The organism is Collinsella sp. HCP3S3_E5, assembly GCF_052067635.1.
In the GTDB taxonomy this organism is placed as follows: Bacteria; Actinomycetota; Coriobacteriia; order Coriobacteriales; family Coriobacteriaceae; genus Collinsella.
Genome location: NZ_JBQHQF010000010.1, coordinates 52946 through 74410, shown reverse-complemented (window position 1 = coordinate 74410; position 21465 = coordinate 52946). Strand labels below are relative to the sequence as shown.

16 protein-coding genes are annotated in these 21465 nt (G+C 60.6%); 2 read left to right on the top strand and 14 right to left on the bottom strand.

Translation table 11 applies throughout. The features are described 5' to 3' along the window. Positions 1-71 precede the first annotated feature (71 nt). Positions 72-1742, bottom strand: a complete 1671-nt coding sequence (locus ACTM82_RS04710; RefSeq protein WP_441054644.1) for an amidophosphoribosyltransferase — start codon at positions 1740-1742, stop codon at positions 72-74. 296 nt (positions 1743-2038) lie between these two features. On the opposite strand from ACTM82_RS04710, the gene ACTM82_RS04705 reads away from it, so the two are divergent. After that, a complete protein-coding gene (locus ACTM82_RS04705; protein WP_148331752.1) occupies positions 2039-3268 on the top strand; it encodes a putative ABC transporter permease in 1230 nt (409 codons plus the stop codon). 106 nt (positions 3269-3374) lie between these two features. On the opposite strand, the gene ACTM82_RS04700 is transcribed toward ACTM82_RS04705, so the two are convergent. The 11 genes from ACTM82_RS04700 to dnaB all read right to left on the bottom strand — a co-directional run bounded on the left by ACTM82_RS04700 (position 3375) and on the right by dnaB (position 18863). Next, positions 3375-3791 carry a molybdenum cofactor biosynthesis protein MoaE gene (locus ACTM82_RS04700; RefSeq protein ID WP_427795608.1) on the bottom strand — a complete coding sequence of 139 codons (417 nt, stop codon included), beginning with the start codon at positions 3789-3791 and terminating at the stop codon, positions 3375-3377. Between the two features lie 138 nt (positions 3792-3929). After that, positions 3930-4646, bottom strand: a complete 717-nt coding sequence (locus tag ACTM82_RS04695; RefSeq protein WP_427795609.1) for a class B sortase — start codon at positions 4644-4646, stop codon at positions 3930-3932. A gap of 330 nt (positions 4647-4976) precedes the next feature. Then, positions 4977-5441, bottom strand: coding sequence for a 5-(carboxyamino)imidazole ribonucleotide mutase (gene purE / locus ACTM82_RS04690; protein ID WP_373575402.1), 465 nt, complete (start codon positions 5439-5441; stop codon positions 4977-4979). Positions 5442-5936: 495 nt separating this feature from the next. Continuing rightward, a complete protein-coding gene (gene carB, locus ACTM82_RS04685; RefSeq protein ID WP_441054649.1) occupies positions 5937-9251 on the bottom strand; it encodes a carbamoyl-phosphate synthase large subunit in 3315 nt (1104 codons plus the stop codon). Position 9252: 1 nt separating this feature from the next. After that, a complete protein-coding gene (gene carA, locus ACTM82_RS04680) occupies positions 9253-10698 on the bottom strand; it encodes a glutamine-hydrolyzing carbamoyl-phosphate synthase small subunit (RefSeq protein ID WP_441054651.1) in 1446 nt (481 codons plus the stop codon). 409 nt (positions 10699-11107) lie between these two features. Beyond that, positions 11108-12073: a hypothetical protein gene (locus ACTM82_RS04675; protein ID WP_441054653.1), complete on the bottom strand. Its 966-nt coding sequence runs from the start codon at positions 12071-12073 to the stop codon at positions 11108-11110. Between the two features lie 19 nt (positions 12074-12092). Then, positions 12093-13862 carry an ABC transporter ATP-binding protein gene (locus ACTM82_RS04670; protein ID WP_441054655.1) on the bottom strand — a complete coding sequence of 590 codons (1770 nt, stop codon included), beginning with the start codon at positions 13860-13862 and terminating at the stop codon, positions 12093-12095. A gap of 82 nt (positions 13863-13944) precedes the next feature. Beyond that, a complete protein-coding gene (locus ACTM82_RS04665; protein WP_195838565.1) occupies positions 13945-14640 on the bottom strand; it encodes an NUDIX domain-containing protein in 696 nt (231 codons plus the stop codon). A 21-nt stretch (positions 14641-14661) separates the two neighbouring features. Beyond that, a complete protein-coding gene (gene purD, locus ACTM82_RS04660) occupies positions 14662-15966 on the bottom strand; it encodes a phosphoribosylamine--glycine ligase (RefSeq protein ID WP_154516747.1) in 1305 nt (434 codons plus the stop codon). A gap of 120 nt (positions 15967-16086) precedes the next feature. After that, positions 16087-17373, bottom strand: a complete 1287-nt coding sequence (locus ACTM82_RS04655) for an adenylosuccinate synthase (protein ID WP_441054656.1) — start codon at positions 17371-17373, stop codon at positions 16087-16089. A 92-nt stretch (positions 17374-17465) separates the two neighbouring features. Next, a complete protein-coding gene (dnaB, locus tag ACTM82_RS04650) occupies positions 17466-18863 on the bottom strand; it encodes a replicative DNA helicase (RefSeq protein ID WP_427718155.1) in 1398 nt (465 codons plus the stop codon). Between the two features lie 190 nt (positions 18864-19053). Here dnaB and ACTM82_RS04645 point away from each other — a divergent pair, with 190 nt between their 5' ends. Further along, entirely contained in the window at positions 19054-19548 is a 495-nt protein-coding gene (locus ACTM82_RS04645; RefSeq protein WP_117635919.1) for a nucleotidyltransferase domain-containing protein, read from the top strand. A gap of 71 nt (positions 19549-19619) precedes the next feature. Here ACTM82_RS04645 and ACTM82_RS04640 read toward each other — a convergent pair whose 3' ends face one another. Further along, the gene (locus tag ACTM82_RS04640; RefSeq protein ID WP_441054658.1) at positions 19620-20702 is read right to left on the bottom strand and encodes an IS1595 family transposase; all 1083 of its coding nucleotides are present in this window, start codon (positions 20700-20702) and stop codon (positions 19620-19622) included. A 218-nt stretch (positions 20703-20920) separates the two neighbouring features. Beyond that, positions 20921-21460 carry a 50S ribosomal protein L9 gene (rplI, locus tag ACTM82_RS04635; protein WP_441054660.1) on the bottom strand — a complete coding sequence of 180 codons (540 nt, stop codon included), beginning with the start codon at positions 21458-21460 and terminating at the stop codon, positions 20921-20923. Positions 21461-21465: the final 5 nt, after the last annotated feature.

The following is a 21465-nucleotide window of genomic DNA, read 5'->3' as shown; positions in this document are numbered from 1 at the left end:
ACGCGCGCCGCCAAATCAACAAAACAGCAGGTAAAACCTACCAAAATGAACCTGTCCCTAAATGGCAGGTTCTAGGCCTCGCCGTGCTTCTCTTCCCAGCTGCGGTCATCGTATTTCTCGACCACGGCGTCGTCGCCAAAGTGCAGCGGCTTATCCAGGTTGCGGGGCTTAAAGCCCTCCATAAACTTGTCGCGGCCAAAGCTCTCGGGAATCGCCACGGGATAACGGCCGGTAAAGCACGCATCGCAGTAGCCGCCCTTGGGCATGACCTTCAGCAGGCCCTCGACCGAAAGGAAGGCCAGCGAATCGGCGCCAATGTACTCGCAGATCTCATCGACCGTCTTGTTAGCGCTGATGAGCTGCGACTGCACGTCGGTATCGATGCCGTAGAAGCACGGCCAGATGACCTCGGGCGAGTTGATGCGGATGTGAATCTCCTTGGCGCCGGCGTTGCGCAGCATCTTGACGAGCTGCACCATGGTGGTGCCGCGAACGATGGAGTCGTCGATGACGACCAGGCGCTTGCCCTCAATGTTGTCGCGCAGTGGATTGAGCTTCATGCGCACGCCCATGGCACGCAGCTCCTGCGTGGGCTCGATAAACGTACGGCCCACATAGCGATTCTTGATGAGGCCCTCGCCAAAGGGAATGCCGCTCTCGCGCGAATAACCCTCCGCAGGCGGCAGACCGGAGTCGGGCACGCCGATGACCAGGTCGGCATCGACGGGCTCCTCGTGTGCCAGCTGACGACCCATGTCGTAACGGCAGGCGTAGACGCTCTTGCCATTCATGATGGAGTCGGGGCGGGCAAAGTAGACCTGCTCAAAGATGCAGTTAGCGGGCTCTTCGGCAGCGGGCACACCCTGCTCGGATACCAGGCCCTCGGCACTGATGCGCAATATCTCGCCGGGACGGACATCACGGACATACTCGGCGCCCACGATATCGAGTGCACATGTCTCGGAGGCAACGACCCAGCCGCCAGCGCGCGTGACATGAGCGGCAGCGTCGACCCTCGCGGCGTCGTCTTGCGACGGTAGCTGCGAAACGGATGCGGCGTCGGCCTGGTCCAGGCCCTCGTCCACGAGCTTGCCCAGCACCAGCGGACGAATGCCATGTGGGTCGCGGAAAGCGTAGAGTGCCTGCTCGTTGATGAGCGTCATGGCGTAGCCGCCGCGCACGAGCTCCATGGTCTTGCGAATGCCCTCGCGCAGGTGGCCCGTACACTGGGTAAAGTAGCCAATGAGCTTGGTCGCGACCTCGGAATCCGAATTGGAGAGGAACGGCACGCCGAGCTCGATCAGCTGGCGGCGCAGCTCGTCAGTGTTAACCAGGGTGCCGTTGTGCGCAAGCGCGATGATGACGCTGTTGATGGTGGAAAGATGCGGCTGCGAGGCTTCCCAGCTCTTGGCGCCGGCGGTGCCATAGCGCACGTGGCCCACAGCCAACTGGCCGGAGAGCGTCGACAGGTCGGCGTTGGAGAACACACGGTCGAGCAGTCCCAGGTCTTTACGAACCATAACCGTGCCGCCGTCGCCCACGGCGATTCCCGCCGATTCCTGGCCGCGATGCTGCAGCGCACGCAGACCAAAGTACGTCAGTCGAGCCACGTCGCGATCGGGCGCCCACACACCAAAAACGCCGCATTCCTCATGCAGCTGGTCGGAGTCCGGATCGTACGTCGACATGGTCGTCACCTGTCCCGTGGCACGCTCGGCCGCGCGGATGGTTTCTTGAGACATGGCATCCCCTCAGAGCCTCGTTATTTGGCGTTACCTGCCTTATTATACGCACGGCAAGACAAGCACTCCCGCGCATGAACAGCGGTTTTTAAAAGCCCACCGAGCTTATTATCCGTTTTGCGACCAAACATTTTATTGGGTAGTCCACTCTCAGGGGCAACGGCCTCGAAGACTTCCCGTGCGCCGTGTCTCGCCCGCGCTAGGGGCTACATTGTTGCAATTGGGACGTTCGTCCTGTCTTTTAGCTGGTCGTCGGCGTATCCTTGTAGGCTACTACAAGACGAGAAAGGTAGCGTATGGATCGAAATCAACTCGACCCCAGTGTCCCCAGCACCACGGAGGCCAAGAAGATCCCCCTTATCATCAAGGTCTACGCAGTCCTGTGCACCCTATCTGGCGTGGGCACGCTCCCGTCAGTCGCCGTCTTTATGTGGCAGGTCATCACCGCACTCATTAACGGCAACGTCGCCGCTAAGCTCGGTGATAACACCCTGGTCGCGGTTGGCCTTATCGTCGCCGGCATTATGCTCTCGGCGGCAAGCGCGATCATCTTGATCGTCTTTGGCCTGGACCTCATCAAGGACCAGCGGCGCAATGCCGCCCGCCTGTCTTACGTCCTCATCGCATTTACCGTCGTGGAGCTTTTAGTTGACGTGATGCTCCAGGGTATCGGACCCTTCCTGCTGCGCCCCGCCGTCCAGCTTGTCATCCTCATTGCGCTGTCGGCCACCGTCGACCCCACGCTACGCCAGGAGCGCGAACTGCAGCGCCGTCTGCAAGAGATGCTCGACCGCGATGCCGCCGCCGAGGGGATGCTCGGCCGCGACGAAACCGGCGAGGGCTACATCAAGCTCAACTACTTCAACCTGTTCTGGGTATTCTTCGTCTGCAGCGTGTTAGGTCTCATTCTCGAGGAAGTCTGGCATATGGTCGTCGTCGATCCCGGCGTCTATCAGGACCGTGCCGGTATGCTATTTGGCCCCTTTAGCCCCATCTACGGATTTGGCGCGGTGCTCATGACCATGGCGCTCAACCGCTTCTATAAAAAGAATCCTCTGATCATTTTCCTGGTAAGTGCCCTGATCGGCGGCGCTTTCGAGGTGTTTGTAGGCTGGTTTATGCAGACCTCATTTGGCGTGGTGTCGTGGAGTTATTCACACATTAGGCTATTCGGCATGCCCGATCCCATCGCGGTATTGACCGGGGGACGCACATGCACGCCGTTTGCCTGCATGTGGGGCCTGGGTGGCCTCATCTGGATCAAGGTCTTGCTGCCGCGCCTGCTTAAGCTCATCAATATGATTCCATGGAAACGCCGCTACTCTGCTACCGTCATCCTGACCGCCGTCATGTTGATCGACGGCGTCATGACGTTGCAATCGCTCGACTATTGGTATCAGCGCGTCAACGGAACCGTTCGAAATATTCCCGTCGCACAGTTCTATGACAAGCATTTCGATAACGAATATATGGAGAACCGTTTTCAGAGTATGACCATGAGCCCCAAGGACGCCACACGCGTGTAGCAAACGCCAGAGCAAAATAGCTCCAACACATCAAAGCCCGCTGGCAGATCTACATGAACTGCCGGCGGGCTTTCGCTATAGACAGACTCGGATTGCCGACGAGGCCTTACGCCTCGCGCTCGACCTCGCTCACGCACTCGTTCTTGATGGTGCCGACGAGCGACTGCAGCGCATCGACCACATGCGGGCGGATATCCCCTCCAATAAGTACAAGCATGATGTCATCGCCCACGGCAAGCTCACCGCTCGCCAGCCATACGCGCACATAGCCGATGCCGGGCATCGCACGCGTCGCTTCGATGGCAGACCGTACCTTGTCGGCGTCGTAGCCAAACACCATGCCGCTTACTTTATGACCCGGCGCCACGCCATCGGTCTTGACACCACGGGCCTCAGACTTGGGCGTTGCGCGCACCACGCCGTTATGCGTCAGGTACATACCGCACGCCGGTGCCGAGGCGTCGGCCTTGGCCTCGCGCAGCCAGACATCGACCGAAGGCATCATCTTGCCATTCTCAAGCATCATTTCCCCTTATTGTCGTCGAGTAGCCTTGGGGCGGAGTTCCTTATAGCTACCCTTCGATTACCAGCCAGATTCTCTGTCAAACAGAATGAGAGCGACTAAAAGATCCCCGTCCCAAATTAGCCACCCTCGGGCAATTTATTCTTCAACCGGCGTGAGCACCATCACGGCACGCGTGTCGCTAAAGGAAAGGGAGCGGCAGGTGATGAGCGTTACGGCCTTGGTTGCCGAAGACGCACGATCACTCGCATCATAGGCCTTCGCCGATGCTCCATCCAGCATTTCGGAAAGATAGTTCTTTAGACCGTCTTCGCCATCGAAGCTCGGTGTGCGCGCTTTGTTATACGTATCCTCGACAATCTTGGTCACGAGCGGCTTGAGTTTATACGTACCGTCGCGCGTAATGTAGTACACATACTCGATGCTATCGAACTTTGCCTGGTCGGTTGTGTCCGAAATAATGTTGAACATCGAGCCGTCGTTCATATGATGGCCATAGATCGTGGTCTGCTGGTCCACCATACCGGGGGCCGTATCGTCGCAGTCCAGGAAAATTGCACCGGAAGCGTTGGATGTACCGTCAAACAACGTGTTGAGGTACTTGGAGTTATTGTTGGCCTGAACCACCGGATAATTGATAGTAGTATCCGGAACGTAAATCCAGCCGACAATCTCGGGGTTCGTCTGCGCAAGGGCATCAAAATCAACGACGGGGATGCCGCTGCCATCCTTATCGCTCACATATTGTTTCTCGATCTTTGCATACGAGTCGCTTGCCTGTTTGTAGCCAATTTGCGCATTGATGTAGATAGCCGCTGCGGCAACAATCAATCCGATTCCGACAATGATGAGCAAGATAGGGAAAATCGACCGACGTTTTTTGCGCGGCTGTTGGACATGTCCCGCCGAGTCCTTATGGGCCGGTGGCGTAGTACGCTGCGGCGATTTCGCCGTGCTATACGCCGAAGGACGGTATGCGGCAGGCGTATTCTGGCGCTGGCGGCGCTGCCCTGTCGGCACCACGGGGCGTGGGGCACGGGCATGCTGGGGAGAGGATGCCCGACCCTGCTGAGGCGCACGGCTGTCAGCGGGCTTTGAAGGGTCGGGGATTTGAGAGGACCTAAAACGTTTTCCCTGATAGTCGGACATAACTCTCCTTATGGCACAAAAGGAATGGTGGCGATCTTACGCGTCAGCCATCTCCTGTTTCATTTTCTCAATGACCGTACGATACTCGGGGTCGCAAGCACCCAGAATCTGTGTGGCGTAGATAGCGGCGTTCTTGGCGCCGTTGATGGCAACACAGGCTACGGGCACGCCCGAAGGCATTTGCACCATCGACAACAGCGAATCCATGCCGCCCAGGTCACTCGTCTTCATAGGAACACCGATAACCGGCAGCGGCGTAAAGGCAGCCACGACACCGCCCAAGTGAGCGGCCTTGCCGGCGGCGGCGATAATCACCTTGATACCGCGATCGGCAGCAGTCGAAGCCCACTCGTGAACCTTCGCCGGCGTGCGGTGCGCGCTTGCGATCACGAGCTCATAGGGCACGCCCAGCGCCTCGAGCTCGGCGGTGCAGCCTTCCATAACGCCCAGATCGGACTTGGAGCCCATGATGATCCCGACAACCGGCTTCTGATCTGCCATAAATAAAGACCTCCTGTTGAGAGCGGTGACGCGGCGAATCCGCGACCCTTAACTACTGAGAGTAGTATAGCCACTCCCGTCCCTGCGGTCTGTGGGTGCTCTGCAGCGGCCCGGTGTTTTCATCTTCACTCCGGTTGCTACGCAAAGTCGCTCAGCTAAATAACCCAGCCCGCCGCGGGGCACCCGGGGACCTACCGGATATTGCCATGACGTACGTTGGCTGATTTGGTTTGGAATGGGAGGTTGACGAGGCTGAAAGTCCCTCCTACATAACGTGGGCGCCGTCGTTCGAATGAACGACGGCGCCCACACTCAATTTTATTCAGCCCTAATCATCGCGCAAAGTCCCTTCGACAGCACACGGTGCAGCAAAGTCACCGCAGGCCGGGGGGGGGGGGGGGGGGGGGGGGGCGCCGGCCCGCCCCCCCCCGCCCCCCCCCCCCCCCCCCCCCCCCCCCCCCCCCCCCCCCCCCCCCCCCCCCCGACCAGGTCACATTACACCGTGTACTGCGGCAGGTCCTGCAGGGCGATGACGTCCATGCCCATGTCGTTGGCGCTGCCGTGGCCCTGCTGGTCCTCGCGCACCGCCTCGATAGCGCTCACGTAGGTGTTGGCGGCAGACATCGCCGTCACACAGGTCACGCCGCGGCGCACCGCCTCGGTGCGCAACAGATAGCCGTCGCCGCGCGAGCCCGGGCCGTACGGCGTATTGATGATCACCGCGATCTTGCCATCGGCGATAAGGTCACCGATGTTGGGCCGCTCGCCGTCGTGTGGGCCGCTGATCTTTTCCACGACCTCGCACGTCACGTTGCCTCCGCGCAGCACGCGCGCCGTACCCTCGGTAGAGCAGATGTCAAAGCCCAGATAGCGCAGGATACGGGCGACCGAAAGGATATGGCGCTTGTCGCGATCGCACACGCTAATGAACACCTTGCCAGCGCTCGGATCAGGCAGTTTGTAGTCAATCGCCAGCTGCGTCTTGGCGTATGCCTCGGGATAGCTCTTGGCGACACCCATGACCTCGCCCGTCGACTTCATCTCGGGCCCCAGGATAACGTCGGCTCCCGGGAAACGACCCCAGGGCATAACGGCTTCCTTCATGCAGAAGCAGTCCAGCTGGCGCTCGTCGCTCGGCAGGCCCAGGCTCGCGATGGAATCGCCCGCCATGATGCGCGCCGCGCACTTGGCCAGCGGCAGGCCGGTAGCCTTGGAGATAAACGGCACGGTACGGCTGGCACGCGGGTTGGCCTCGATCACGTAGACGGTCTCACCCTTGATGGCATACTGCACATTGACCAGGCCGCGGACTCCCAGCGCCATCGCGATGCGGCGCGTGGTCTCGCGGAGCTTCGCCTGCAGACTCTCGCTAAAGCTAAACGGCGGAATGCAAGTCGCGGAGTCACCGGAGTGGATACCGGCCTCCTCGATATGCTCCAGAATACCGCCGATGTAGACCTCCTCGCCGTCGCACAGGGCATCGACATCGGACTCGATCGCGCCCTCCAGGAAGCGGTCGAGGTACACCGGGTAGTCGGGGCTAATGCGGGCAGCCTCGGCCATGTAATCGTGCAGATGCTCGGCATCGTAGGCGATCATCATGCCGCGGCCGCCCAACACATAGCTCGGACGAACCAGCAGCGGGTAGCCGATATGCGCGGCCACGGCCTCGGCCTCCTCAAACGAGGTGGCCTGACCCGCCGGCGGGTACATAATGCCCAGCTTGTCGAGCAGTGCGGCAAAGCGCTCGCGGTCCTCGGCAAAATCGATGGCATCGGGCTTAGTACCCATGATGTTCACGCCGCTCTCCTCGAGCATGCGCGCCAGCTTAAGCGGGGTCTGGCCGCCGAGCGTCACCACGACGCCGTCGGGGCGCTCAACATCGATAACGTCCATGACGTCCTCGTAGGTGAGCGGCTCAAAGTACAGACGATCGGACGTGTCGTAGTCGGTCGAGACGGTCTCGGGGTTGCAGTTGACCATGATGGTCTCGAAGCCACGGGCCGCCAGCGCGTAGCTCGCGTGCACGCAGCAGTAGTCAAACTCGATACCCTGGCCGATACGATTGGGGCCGGCACCCAGAATCATCGCCTTGGGCTTATCTGCCGGCGTGGTCTCGTCAGGGGCAACGCACTTCTTGGCGACCGGACTCGTGCGGTAGATGTTTTCGTAGGTCTTGTAGTTATACTCCGTGGCACTCGAGAACTCAGCAGCGCAGGTGTCGACCGTCTTCATGCTGGGAACCACGCCCAGGCCCTTACGGTAAGCGCGAACAAAGCGCTCGTCCGAGCCGGTCAGCGCGGCAATCTCGGCATCGCTCGTGCCATACTGCTTGAGCAGGCGCATCGCGTCGGCGTCGATGTCCTCCACGCGCAGGCCGCGAATGCTCTCCTGGACCTGCACCATATCGTTGATACGGTTGAGATACCACGGATCGATGCCGCAGATGGCATGGATGCGCGCGACATCCCAGCCACGACGCAGGGCCTCGACCACAAAGAAGATGCGGTGCTCAGTCGGGGTGCCCACGGCCTGAGCGAGCTCGTCGTCGCTCAGCTTATCGGCACCTTCCTTGCCACCAGCGCAAATGCCCTGATGCCCGTCCTCCAGCGAGCGCATGGCCTTACCAAAGGCCTCCTCAAAGGTGCGGCCGATCGCCATGATCTCGCCCACGGCTTTCATGCGCGTTGTGAGCGTGGGGTCGGTACCCTTGAACTTCTCAAAGGCAAAGCGCGGCACCTTGACCACACAGTAGTCGATCGTGGGCTCAAAGCAGGCAGGCGTGGCTTTGGTGATGTCGTTGACGATCTCGTCGAGCGTGTAGCCCACGGCCAGGCGAGCGGCGGCCTTGGCGATGGGGAAGCCCGTGGCCTTGGAGGCCAGTGCGGACGAACGGCTCACGCGCGGGTTCATCTCGATGACGATCAGGCGACCGGTCTGCGGGTTCACGGCAAACTGCACGTTGGAGCCACCGGTCTCGACGCCGATCTTCTCCAGAATGGCGAGCGAGGCGACACGCATGCGCTGATACTCAAGGTCAGAGAGGGTCTGCGCCGGCGCCACGGTGATGGAGTCGCCGGTATGCACGCCCATGGGGTCGAGGTTCTCGATGGAGCACACGATGATGCCGTTGCCGGCGTGGTCGCGCATGACCTCCATCTCGTACTCTTTCCAACCCTCGATGGACTCCTCGACCAGCACCTCGTGGGCGGGCGAGAGCTCAAGGCCTTGGCTCACGATGGAGACGAGCTCCTCGTGGGTGTGCGCGATGCCGCCGCCGGCGCCGCCCAGGGTAAAGCTCGGGCGCAGCACGCAGGGATATCCCACGCGCTCGGCGATGGCCTCGGCGTCGGCCACGCTGTAGGCATAGCCCGAGCGCGCGACCTCCAGGCCGATCTCGGCCATGGCCTCGTTAAAGAGCTTGCGGTCCTCGCCGCGCTCGATGGCGGCAAGGTCGCAGCCAATCATCTCGACGCCGTACTGGTCGAGCGTGCCGTCCTTTGCCAGCTCGACGGCGGCGTTCAGACCGGTCTGGCCGCCCAGCGTGGGCAGCAGCGCGTCCGGGCGCTCCTTCTTGATCACGCGCTCGATAAATTCGGCGGTGATGGGCTCGACATAGGTGCGGTCGGCCAGGCCCGGGTCGGTCATGATGGTCGCCGGGTTGGAGTTGACCAGGATGACCTCAAAGCCATCCTCCTTGAGCACCTTGCAGGCCTGGGCGCCGGAGTAATCGAACTCGCAGGCCTGGCCAATGACGATGGGGCCCGAGCCAATGACGAGGATACGCTTGATGTCAGTACGTTTAGGCATGTTAGTTCTCCTCGGTCTCGGTCGTGGCGGAACCCTCGTCGGGAAAGTTCCAGCCAGCCAGGCGGTCCTTCGCGGTGTCGATGTCCAGGTAGTTCTCCTCGCCGTCCATGAGTCGCGTAAAGGCGGTAAAGAGATAGTGGGCATCGGTGGGGCCGGGCGAGGCCTCGGGGTGGTACTGGACCGAGAAGCACGGGGCGTCGAGCAGCTGAATGCCCTCGGCGGTGCCGTCGTTGAGGTTCACGTGTGTCAGTCGAATGCGGCCAAAGCGCTCGTTCATCACGACGGGCGCGATACCACGGCGCACCCAGACGCGCAGATCGCCGTCGGCCGCATGCTCGGTCTCGCCGCCCGAAAGTTCGGGGACAAGCTTGCCCAAGCTGGGGAACAGCAGGCCAAAGCCATGGTTTTGCGCGGTAATTTCCACGCGGCGGCTGACCAGATTCATAACCGGCTGGTTACCGCCACGGTGACCGAATTTGAGCTTTTCCATCTGGGCACCGCATGCCAAGCTGATCATCTGGTGACCTAAGCAAATGCCAAAGACGGGCACCTTGCCGATCAGCTGCTGCACCTGCTCGTAGGTCTCTACCACGGCATCGGGGTCACCGGGACCGTTGGACAAAAAGACGCCATCGGGATTCATGTCGAGTACCTGACGCGCGGGTGTATCCCACGGCACGACGGTGAGGTCGCAGCCAGCACGGACCAGACCCTCCAGGATGCCACGCTTGACACCGCAGTCGTACGCGACCACGTTGTGGCGGGCGGGAGCGGGGGCCGCAAGCGCAAAGCCATGCTCGGCAGGCAGATCGCTTCCGGCGAACGGATGGGGCGCAGGGCAGCTCACGGTCTTGACCAGGTTCTCCCCCACCAGCGTGGGAGCAGAGGCCAAGCGCTCGGCAAGCTCGTCGATGTCGAGGACCTCGGTCGAGATAATGCCCATCTTGGAGCCATTGTCGCGCAGGTGGCGCACCAGGGCTCGGGTGTCGACGCCCTCGATAGCGACGATGCCGTGTGCGCGCAGGTACTCCGGCACGCTGACGGCCGAGCGCCAGTTAGAAGGCGTGGCACACATGTCGCGCACGATCATGCCGCGCATGGCGGGAGCACTCGCAGGGCGTACGTCATCGCCGGGGAAGGCGGACTGGACATCGGTCTCGTCGATGCCATAGTTGCCAATCTGCGGATAGGTCATGGTAACGATCTGGCCAGCATAGCTCGGGTCGGTCATAACCTCAAAGTAACCCTCGAGTGAGGTATTGAAGCAGACTTCGCCGGTCGCGGTGCCCTCGGCACCACATGCACGGCCATAAAAAATGGTCCCATCCTCAAGGTACAGGATGCAGGGACCGCAAGCACCCTTGCTGGTTTTGGCCAGCATGCGCTGGCACAGTTCGCTGGGCGCGATGGTGCGGGCGGCAGCGCCCGCAATATGGTTGTTCGCCATAGTTCTCCTTCCCGGTCTCTCGGGACCGGCTTAAAGGTGTGTAGTTAGGCCTCGCGGTATTCTAACCGTAAGCATGACTTATGGCGTTAATTACATAGAATTGTTTACAAAATGATAATTATGACTTCTTATGCATAATGATTTTCTAGGACGGGATTAAAAAATCATTCTGAAAGCAGAGCTTTGTCGCTGAGTAGTCAATTTGGGACGGGGCTATTTTAGCTGCCCCGTCCGTCAATCAACCTAACCGTCGTGCCACCAGCCGGGGTAGCTAAAATAGCCCCGTCCCAAATTGACTACTCGCCAACCGCATACATGACAGAATAATTTTTTAATCCCCGTCCCAGAAAAATCATCCCGCGTGGGCTTGCGGCTCACGCGGGATGTCATCGTTCTATGTGGCTGCGGACTACTTTTGCTTGTCCTGCTCAAGTAATTCGGACGGGGTGCGGCCAAGCTTGCCGCCACGGAAAATCTCGCGGCCGTGCAGGCGGTGCTCCAGGTCACGTTCGGCCTTTTCCTCGTCAATCTTAGTCTGGCTCACCGCCGGGTCCTCGATGAGCGACGATACCGAGTTCACCTGTTTCTGAATGCGCTCGGCAATGGTGTCATCCATGCTCACGATACGCATCTTCCAGTCGATATTGGTGGCGTTGGAAGAGCTCTTGGTCCAGACGAACGTCAGGATGGCGCTCTGGTGGCCCTGGGCGGGAAACATGCCAAAGAAGGAATCATGCTGAATCCTGCTGTCCTCGTCGATATAGGCGTGGACGTTATACACCACACGGTCAATCTTGTCGTTGAGCAGGGCATTGGTTGCGAGCGCCGCCGCCTGAATCTGACCGTTGGACAGCAACTCGAGTTCATTGGCAGAAGACGTGTCCAGCACCGTCACCTCAACCGTGCCCGTACCCTCGTCGGCCTCGTCGACGGTAAAATCGAGCGGGAACTGCGTAAAGCCGTTGCCCCATTCAAGTCCACCTTTGAGCGCGGTCGAGACGGTATCCACCGAAACGCTCTCGGAGAGGTTCGCGGTGTTCAGGCGTCGCATCACGCCGTAGCCGATCTGCATGCCCACAATCAGCACCAGGATGCCGATAACCACGGCCATGGCAGTTTTCGTAATGGTATGGCTCACCTGCGAACCCGAAGGATCGTCCTCGGACAGCGGGTCGATATGTTTTGCCTGGCTCGCGCGATCCTCGCTGCGCAGCCGCGCCAGTGTCGCCTTGTCACCGCGTTTGACGGCAGACTCTTTCTCGCGCATGCGCTCGGTACGCTTTTTGGCGAGTGTAGGATCCAAGACGCCGGATGCATCGATTTCGGAGAATAACTCCGTCACTTCTTCCGGAGTCAGATGGTTCTTATCAGCCATAACCTTCCTGTCATATCAATCAGTCGAGCTCGTGCGCACGCGCACCTTCGAACTGCATTCGATAGTAACGGGCATAAGTGCCGCCACGGGCGAGAAGCTCCTCGTGCGTGCCACGTTCCACAACGCGACCATGCTCAACGGTCGCAATCTCGTCGGCATGCTTAATGGTTGAGAGACGGTGAGCGATGATGATCGTGGTGCGGCCACGCGCCAAGCGCTCGAGCGACTCCTGCACCGCCTCCTCGCTCTCGTTATCCAGAGCACTGGTCGCCTCATCCAAAATAAGGATCTTGGGATTTTTGAGAAACACGCGCGCGATGGCGACGCGCTGCTTTTGACCACCAGAAAGACGGCTGCCGCGCTCGCCCACCACGGTGTCATAGCCCTGCGGAAGCGACTCGATAAAAGCATCGATGTTGGCGCGATGGGCCGCCTCGGCGATTTCTTCTGCCGTGGCGCCCGGCTTGCCATAGGCGATGTTCTCGCCAATCGTTCCGTCGAACAGATAGACATCTTGCTGCACCAGGCCGATGGATCGGCGCAGGCTACGCTGCGTCACGTCGCGCACATCCTGGCCGTCAATGCTAATGGAGCCGGCGGCAACGTCGTAAAAGCGCGGCAACAGCGAACAAGTCGTTGATTTGCCGCCGCCCGAGGGACCAACCAAAGCGATGGTTTGACCGGGCTTAATGGACAGATCCATATGGTCGATAACGGGACGCGTCCCGTCGCCCGCGCCCAGCTCGACATCCTCGTAGCTAAAGCACACGTCGCGATACTCAACAGCGCCGGCCGTCACCTGCAGATCCGCAGCACCCGGCTTATCCTGAATATCGGGAACAGTCGAGAGCACCTCGTCCATGCGCTTAAAGCCGGCGATGGCTTTCTGATACGCCTCGGCCGAATTGACGAGCGTCTCGAGCGGCGTGCAGAACAGCGAAATGTAGAGCGCGAAGGTTGCCATATCGACCGCCTGCAGCTGGCCTTGGGCAACGAGCCAACCGCCCAGCAGCACCACGATCACATAGAGCACGCCCGAGAGCAGACCATACGTCGCGGTGTAGACGCCCATGGCGTGATACATGTTTTCCTTGGACGAAAGGTAGCGATCGTTAGAGGCGCGGAACTTAGAGCGTTCGGTCTGCTCATTGGCAAAGCTTTTGACCACACGCATACCCGCCAGCGAATCCTGCAGCTGCGCATTGATGCCGCTGATCTTTTTGCGGTTATCGCTAAAGACCTCGCGCATGCGCATATTCTGCCAAAACATAATGACCGCGAACACCGCCGTCACCACGGCCATGACGAGTGCGAGCACCGGCGCAATGGTAAACAGAATCACAAACGAGCCAATGATCTCGATACCGCAAATAATGATCCATTCGGGCACGTGGTGCGCCGCCTCGCAGATATCGAACAGGTCGTTGACCACGCGGCTCATCATGTCACCCGAGCTGTTGCGATCAAAGTACGCAAAGCTAAAACGCTCGTACTGATCGAACAAGTCCTCGCGCATCTTGGACTCCATGCGCGCGCCCATCACGTGGCCCCAATAGCTCACAAAGTAGCGGCAGGCGCAGCGGGTGGCATACATCAGCACCAGTCCCACCGCGATCATACCGAGCGCCTGCATAATGGCAGTCTGGCCCTGGGTAAACAGCCCGCCGCACAGATTGCGCAGGATAATGGGAAACGCCAGGTCAATGGCAGCAAGCACCAGGGCGCAAATGGTATCGGCAACAAAAAGCCCCATCTGGGGCTTGTAGTAAGACAGAAAACGCTTCAGCATGTGATCCTCAAAGAAATATCAGCAACGTAAGACCCTGGGACAAAGCAATCAGTAGCACTTGTCCCAGGGCTATCCCCACTCGTTACAGCTCAGAACCACCAAGGCGGTGCGCGATGCTGTCGCAGGCAAGCGCGCCCACGACGGTCTTGGCATCCTCGATCTTGCCGTCGAGCACAGCATCGATCAGCTCGTGCAGCGGCACCAGGTCAACGTTGACAAACTCGTCATCGTCGGGGTTGGGCGCATCGAACTCGAGCTTGGTGGCCAGGTAGATGTGAATAATCTCGTCGCAAAAACCACAGGTCGTGACAATCGACGTTAAAAAGCGAATGCGCCCGGCCTTAAAGCCCGTCTCCTCATGCAGCTCGCGCCTGGCACAATCGAGCGGGTCCTCGCCTGGGTCGAGCTTGCCGGCGGGAATCTCAACCGTCACGCGGTCGATGGCGGTGCGGTACTGACGCACCAGTACGATCTTGCCGCTCTCGGTCAGCGCCACAACGGCCGCCGCACCCGGATGGCGAACGATATCGCGGGCACTGCGGTGACCGTTGGGCAGCTCAACCTCAAGACGGTGGACGTCGAGGATCTTGCCCTTCCAGGCGCACTCCTCCGAAAGAATCTTCTCGTGCAGCTCGGCATCGTGCGGGTCGTCGTCGCCCAGCACCAGCGCCGGCTCGTCAGCGACCTCGCCACCAGGCTCGCCCTCGGCGTGCCCATACATGCGGCTGTCCTCTTCGACGATCTGCGCGTCCACGAGCTCTTCGTTCTTCTCGTCCATCCGTCTCATTCCTCTCGGATTTTAAGCATCCCAGGCGTCGCGGCCGCGCAGCGCGCGCAGGCCAATGTCGTGACGCAGGGTCTTGCCCTCAAAATCGATCTTCTCGCAAGCCTCGTAGGCAAGGTTGCGAGCGTTCTCGAACGTGTCGCCCAGCGCGGTCACGGCGAGCACGCGGCCGCCGTTGGTCACGAGCTGGCCGTCCACCACGGCGGTGCCGGCGTGATACACGGTCACGTTCTCCATGGCCTCGGCATCCTCGATGCCGGTGATGACCTTGCCCTTCTCGTAGCTGCCGGGATAACCCGCGCTCGTCAGGACAACGGCCACCGCCCACTCGTCACGCCAATCGAGCTCAATCTGGTCGAGCTCGCAGTTAGCGCAGGCAAGCATGACCTCGACCAGGTCGTTCTTAAGGCGCGGCAGCACGACCTGCGTCTCGGGGTCGCCAAAGCGGGCGTTAAACTCCAGCACCTTGGGGCCGGCGGGGGTAAGCATAAAGCCGCCGTACAGGCAGCCACGGTAATCGATGCCCTCGGCGGCGAGCTCGGCCACGGTCTGCTCCATGACCTTCACCATGGTGGCGTGCTCCTCGTCGGTCACGATGGGCACCGGGCTGTAGACGCCCATGCCGCCCGTGTTGGGACCAAGGTCGCCCTCAAGCGCGCGCTTGTGGTCCTGCGAGGTGGCCATGGGGCGCACGGTCTTGCCGTCGGTAAAGGCCAGCAGCGAGCACTCGGGGCCAACGAGCATCTCCTCGATAACCACGGTGTTGCCGGCGTCGCCAAAGGTGCCGCCAAAGCACTCGCGCACGGCCTCTTCGGCCTGCGAAAGCTCGGTTGCCACAATAACGCCCTTGCCCGCGGCAAGACCGTCGGCCTTCACGACCAGCGGAGCGCCCTGCTCGCGCACATAGGCGAGAGCCGAGGCCTCGTCGGTAAACGAGCCGTAGGCGGCCGTCGGAATGCCCGCGCGCTCCATGAGCTGCTTGGAAAACAGCTTAGAGCCCTCCATCTGGGCGCCCTCGGCACCCGGGCCAAAGCAGGGAATACCCGCCGCGCGCACGGCGTCGGCCACGCCCGCCACGAGCGGAGCCTCGGGGCCAATTACCACGAGTCCGCATCCGTGGCTCTGCGCAAACGCCGCCACGGCAGCAGGATCGCAATCGTCGAGAACCACGTTCTCGCCGCAGCTCGCGGTGCCGCCGTTGCCCGGGGCGATGTAGAGCTTGCCGGCGCGCGGTGATGCCGCGAGCTTGGCTGCCAAAGCATGCTCGCGGCCGCCGCTGCCCAACAACAGGATGTCGATGGTTTGAGTGTCCGCCTTCAAGGGTGCCTCCTCTATGGATTAACGGCCCGTCAACCATGCGGGCCCATTACAAGCAAATATACCCCTCGGCCGCCCGTCCGGGCTGCGAAGGGGTATATCGCAATAACCAAATAACGCCGATTACTTCCAGAATCGGTTGATGATCTGCTCGCGACCGGCGCCAACACCGACAAACGTCACGCGCGTGTGCGCCAGATCCTCGACAAATGCCACGTAGTCCTGAGCCTCTTGCGGCAGCTCCTCAAAGCTGCGGCAGCCGGTGATATCGCACTTCCAGCCAGGAAGCTCCTCGTAGATGGGCTTGGCATGCTCAAAGCGCACCTGGTGCTCGGGCACGCTGGTGTAGCGCTCGCCATCGACGTCATAGGCCACGCACACCTTAATGGTGTCGAAGACCGAAAGCACGTCGAGCTTGGTCAGGGCGATGTCGGTAAGACCGTTGACGCGCGAGGCGTAGTTGGCGATGGGACCGTCAAACCAGCCGCAGCGACGACGGCGACCGGTGGTCACGCCGTACTCATAGCCCTCCTCGGTCAGCGTATGGCCGGCCTCGGACTCGTAGGAAAGCTCGGTGGGCATGGGGCCTGCACCGACGCGGGTGATGTAGGCCTTCATGACGCCCAGCACGCGGTCGACGTTTTTCATGCCAACACCAGAACCGGTGATCGCGCCGCCGGCGGTGCAGTTAGAAGATGTGACAAACGGATAGGTGCCGTGGTCGATATCGAGCAATGTTGCCTGGGCGCCCTCAAAGAGCAGGGTCTTGCCCTCATCGATCATGTTGTTGAGCAGCAGGCTCGTCTCGGTGATGTACGGGCGCAGGCGCTCGGCCATGGGCAGGTACTCTTCACAGATCTGGTCCACGGTGTAGGTGGGCAGGCCGTAAAGCAGCTCGAGCTCGGGATTCACGCGGGCAAGAGCGGTTTCCAGCTTGTCGCGGAAGAGCCCCTCATCCAGCATGTCCTGCATACGAAGGCCAATACGGGCCATCTTGTCCTGATAGCACGGGCCAATGCCGCGCTTGGTGGTACCGATACTCTTCTTGCCGAGCCTCTGCTCAAAGGCGCCGTCCAGGTCGACGTGATACGGCATGATCACGTGTGCGTTGCCGCTGATCTTGAGGTTCTTGGTGGTGATGCCATCGGCCTCGAACATGTCGATCTCCTCAAGGACAACCTTGGGGTTGACGACGCAGCCGTTGCCAATCACCGACACGTGGTCGGCGTACATGATGCCGGAGGGCACCTGGTGCAGGCCGTACTTCTTGCCGTTGACAACGATGGTGTGCCCGGCGTTGTTGCCGCCCGAATAGCGCACGACGGCATCGAAGTCGCCGGCGATCAGGTCGCAGATCTTACCCTTGCCCTCATCGCCCCACTGGGCACCGACCAAAACGGTTGACGGCATGTTTACTCCTTACATACATGGACTGTCTGCGCGCCACACGGCGGGCAGAAGCACAAAACATTCCCAGTATACCCGTGCAACGGGCGCCTGTCCTACTCCTCGGTATGCACCCCATCAAGCTCATAGAACTTGGTGGATGCCGGCAGGAACATCAGGTCGACGTCGCCGATCGGGCCCGAACGGTTCTTGGCCACGACAATACGCGTGACGCCCTCGTCGGGTCGGTCGTCGCGCGAGGCCTCAGCCTCGTCGGCGGAACGGTCCAAGAACATGACGATATCGGCGTCCTGCTCGATGGAGCCCGATTCGCGCAGGTCGGAAAGCTGCGGGCGCTTGCCGGTACGGGATTCGACCTGACGCGACAGCTGAGACAGCGCGATCAGCGGAATCTTGAGTTCCTTGGCCATAATCTTTAAGCCACGCGACATCTCGGAGACCTCGACGGTGCGGCTCTCGGAACGGCGTCCCGGCGGAGGACTCACCAGCTGCAGGTAGTCCAAGATAATGATGGCCTTCTCCTTGTTGTGGAGCATGCGGCGGCTCTTGGCGCGAATCTCGGTCACCGTGGTGCCGGGCGTATCGTCAATCAGAATATCGAGCTTGGACAAGGTCTGCGTGGCCTCGTTGATATTGGCCCACTGCTCGGGGCTAATGCGACCCATGCGAAAATCACTGATCGAAATCATGGCGTAGGCGCAAATCAGGCGCTGGGCAATTTCCTTGCCCGACATCTCCAGCGAGAAAAAGCCGACGGTGTAGCCCGCAGCGGCGGCATTGAGCGCCAGGTTTAGAGCGAACGAGGTCTTACCCACGGCGGGGCGGGCGCCGATAATGATGAGCTGGCCCTCGCGGAAGCCCATAAGCATGCGGTCGAGTGACGGGAATCCCGTGGGAACGCCCGCTGCCTGGCCACCGGCCTGGCACACTTCCTCGGCCTCGTTATAGGCCTCGACCATAAACTCGGTCAGTGTCTTGTAGCTCGACTTAACCTCACGCGCCGTAACCTTGAGCAGCTTGCTCTCGGCCAGCTCAACGACCTCTTTGGTATCGGTGGGGGCGTTGTAGGCCAGCGCGTTAATCTCGTTGGTGGCGCCAATCAGCTCACGCAGCATCGAGTCGCGACGAACGATGGCGGCATGGTGCTGCCAGTTGACGAGCGACAGGGTCTGACCCATCAGCTCCAAAATGTACGCCTCGCCGCCCACGGCATCGAGCTTGTTGATGCTTCGCAGGTAATCGATCAGCGAGATGGAGTCGATGGGGATGCGGCTGTTGTACATATCGACCATCGCGGTATAGATGGTCTTATGAATAGGCCGGTAGAAATCATCGGGCTGCAGCTCGACCTGGGCTTCTTCGACCACTTCGGGCGATAGCAGCATGGCGGCCAGTACGTTGGCCTCTGCATCTTGGTTTTGGGGGAGACCCAACTTGGAGCCGCGGTCCTCGACCGTCAGCCATGTCTCCCTATCGTCATATGCCATGAGCATCCTCATTCATATCGCTTGCGAGCATCCATAGTATCAGCCACAGCTTTAAATCGAGGCGCGCCTTAACAATCATCACCGAACCAAACGGATGAACGGTCCCTTATGTGCGTTGTGTTAGACCACTTTGGATACTGGGATTTTTCCTATAATCTTTCTTGCTTAAATAGCAGGCGAAAGCGAAGGAGCTCCTATGGTCACCAAGGATGATGCGTGTTGGATAATCGGCCTTTCCGCAGGTGCGGGCATTGGCGTATATCTTGATGGCGGCTGGGGCGTCGATGCGCTTGTCGGGCGTGAGACCAGGGCTCATAACGACATCGACCTGTTCGTTCAGCGCGGGGATTACCAAAGGTTCGTGGATCTAATTGCTGATGAGGGGTTTTCCGAGGTGGCTGCATCTTTCACCACCGAAGATCACACGGTGTGGCAAGACGAGGCGGGGCGCATCGTCGACCTGCATTGCTTCGATTTCGCCGAGAATGGCGATATTCTGTATCAGGGAGATCGTTTTCCCGGGGAGGTCTTTTCGGGGAGGGGGCGCATCGGCGAGGTGGAGGTGTCGTGCATCGACCCCGAAAGCCAGCTGTTGTTTCACTTGGGCTATCAGCATGACGAGCACGACGCCCACGATGTCATGCTCCTATGCCGTGAGTACGGTTTCGACGTTCCCGAAGAATATCGCTAGCTGTTGCTATTTGCATCGGGGCACGACTTCAGCGCTTGCCGCAGATGCGCTGCGCCAGACCGCCCTGGACATCACGCCACGCCGTATATGGCCCTCCGCGCACGCGAGTCCCATTTCGCCTGCTTGATCCAGTACTCGTAGAACGGATAGGGGGTCACCTTGTACTGGCGCCAGGTCTTCTCGTACGTGCCGCGGGCTGCCTGCCTCACTATGAGCTCGGCGAGCTCGTCCGCGCTCCTGCGGACCTTGAAGCACCATGTCCACTTGAACCAGGCGAGGTAGTTCTCGGGGCGTCTCGTGGAGACGCCCCGGAACCTGCCGATGAAGTGCCTCATCTGGGAGTGGAGGCTGTTCACCCTGTTGATGGCGTGCTCCTCCCTCTTGCTGGCGATGTGCGCGCCGACGCCGAGGGCGGGCAGGACGCGGCGGTACACGTGCGCACGGTCCGTCGAGATTATCGCGCCGACCGCGAGCTTGTCGGCGAGCAGCTCCCTGGCTGCCGCCTCGTCGAGGCCGCCCCTCCCCGCGATCTCGTAGAAGATGTCGCCGGCGTCGTTGATGCCGGTGAGCACGCATATCTTCTCGTGCCCGTCGGTTCCCTGCGACCTTGTGCGGGGCTTCCTGGGCATGCCGGACTCCGACCTGGAGCGGTTCCCCTTGAAGCTCTCCCTGAAGAAGCACTCGTCGAGCTCGGCCCCGCCGCCGGCCTCCACGCGGAAGGCGGGCATGCGCTTGGCCATGGCCTCGAGCAGCCTGTGGCGCATGAAGAACGCCGTCTTGAGGCACACGCCGCACTTTTCCGCCGACTCGCGCAGCGGGAGCATGTCCACGTGGCACACCGCGAACCTCATCCAGGCCGACCTGTCGAGCTTGGTGGTGGAGAAGATGCGCATGGTGGCGTCGGTGAAGGTCCTGGCGCACCCTCGGCAGAGGAACCGCTGACGGCCGCGCCCGTCTCGCCCCCTCTTCACGTAATGCGGGGAGCCGCACCAGGGGCAGGCTCTGTCGGGATCGTCTTCCGCCCCCTCGCTTGCCGCGAGTTCGAAAAGCTCCGCGTCTATCAGCGCCTTGAGCGATCTCAGGGCCCTGCTCTTCTCGGCAGCCGTCATCTGCGGGAGGAACTGCCTCGTCAGCTGGGTGAGCACGTCTTCCATTGCAACCTCCATCTTTCCTGATGATGGAATTGTCGCAATTGGGGGTCCTGCTGCGTGTACTGTGCATAGGACACTTATCCAAAGCGGTCTAACACAACGCTTATGTGGGACTACATCTCCATGTATGACGTGACACCCACTCAGCGCAAAAAATAAAAGGGCGCCCCGGTCTCCCAGAGCGCCCTTCTTAGAACAAGATTGTTGCGTTGCAGCAAATGCTACTCGGCAGCAGCCTCGGTCTCGGCCTCGGCGGTCTCGGCCTCGGCGACCTCAGCGGCCTCCTCGACCTCAGCCTCGGCAGCGAGCTCCTCGGCGGTAACGCCGACGAGAACGACAACCTCGGCCTTGATCTCGCGGTACAGCGAGATGGCAACGGTGTGGGCACCGGCAACCTTGATGGGCTTACCGAGCTCGACGCGCTTGCGGTCGATGTCCATACCGAGCTGATCCTTGATGGCGTCAGCGATCATAGCGGCGGTGACGGAGCCAAAGAGGATGCCCTCGTCGCCGACCTTGACGTCAACGGTGACCTGCTTGCCCTCGAGGGCAGCCTTGGTCTCGTTGGCGGTAGCCAGACGGACGGCCTCGCGCTTGGCGATGTTGTTGCGACGCTCGTCAAGTTGCTTGAGGTTGCCCTTGGTGGCGGCAACAGCGAGCTTCTTGGGGAACAGGAAGTTCTCAGCGTAACCCTGAGCGACCTCTACGACGTCACCCTCGCCGCCCTTGCCCTTGATCTCATCGAGAAGAATAACCTTCATGATGC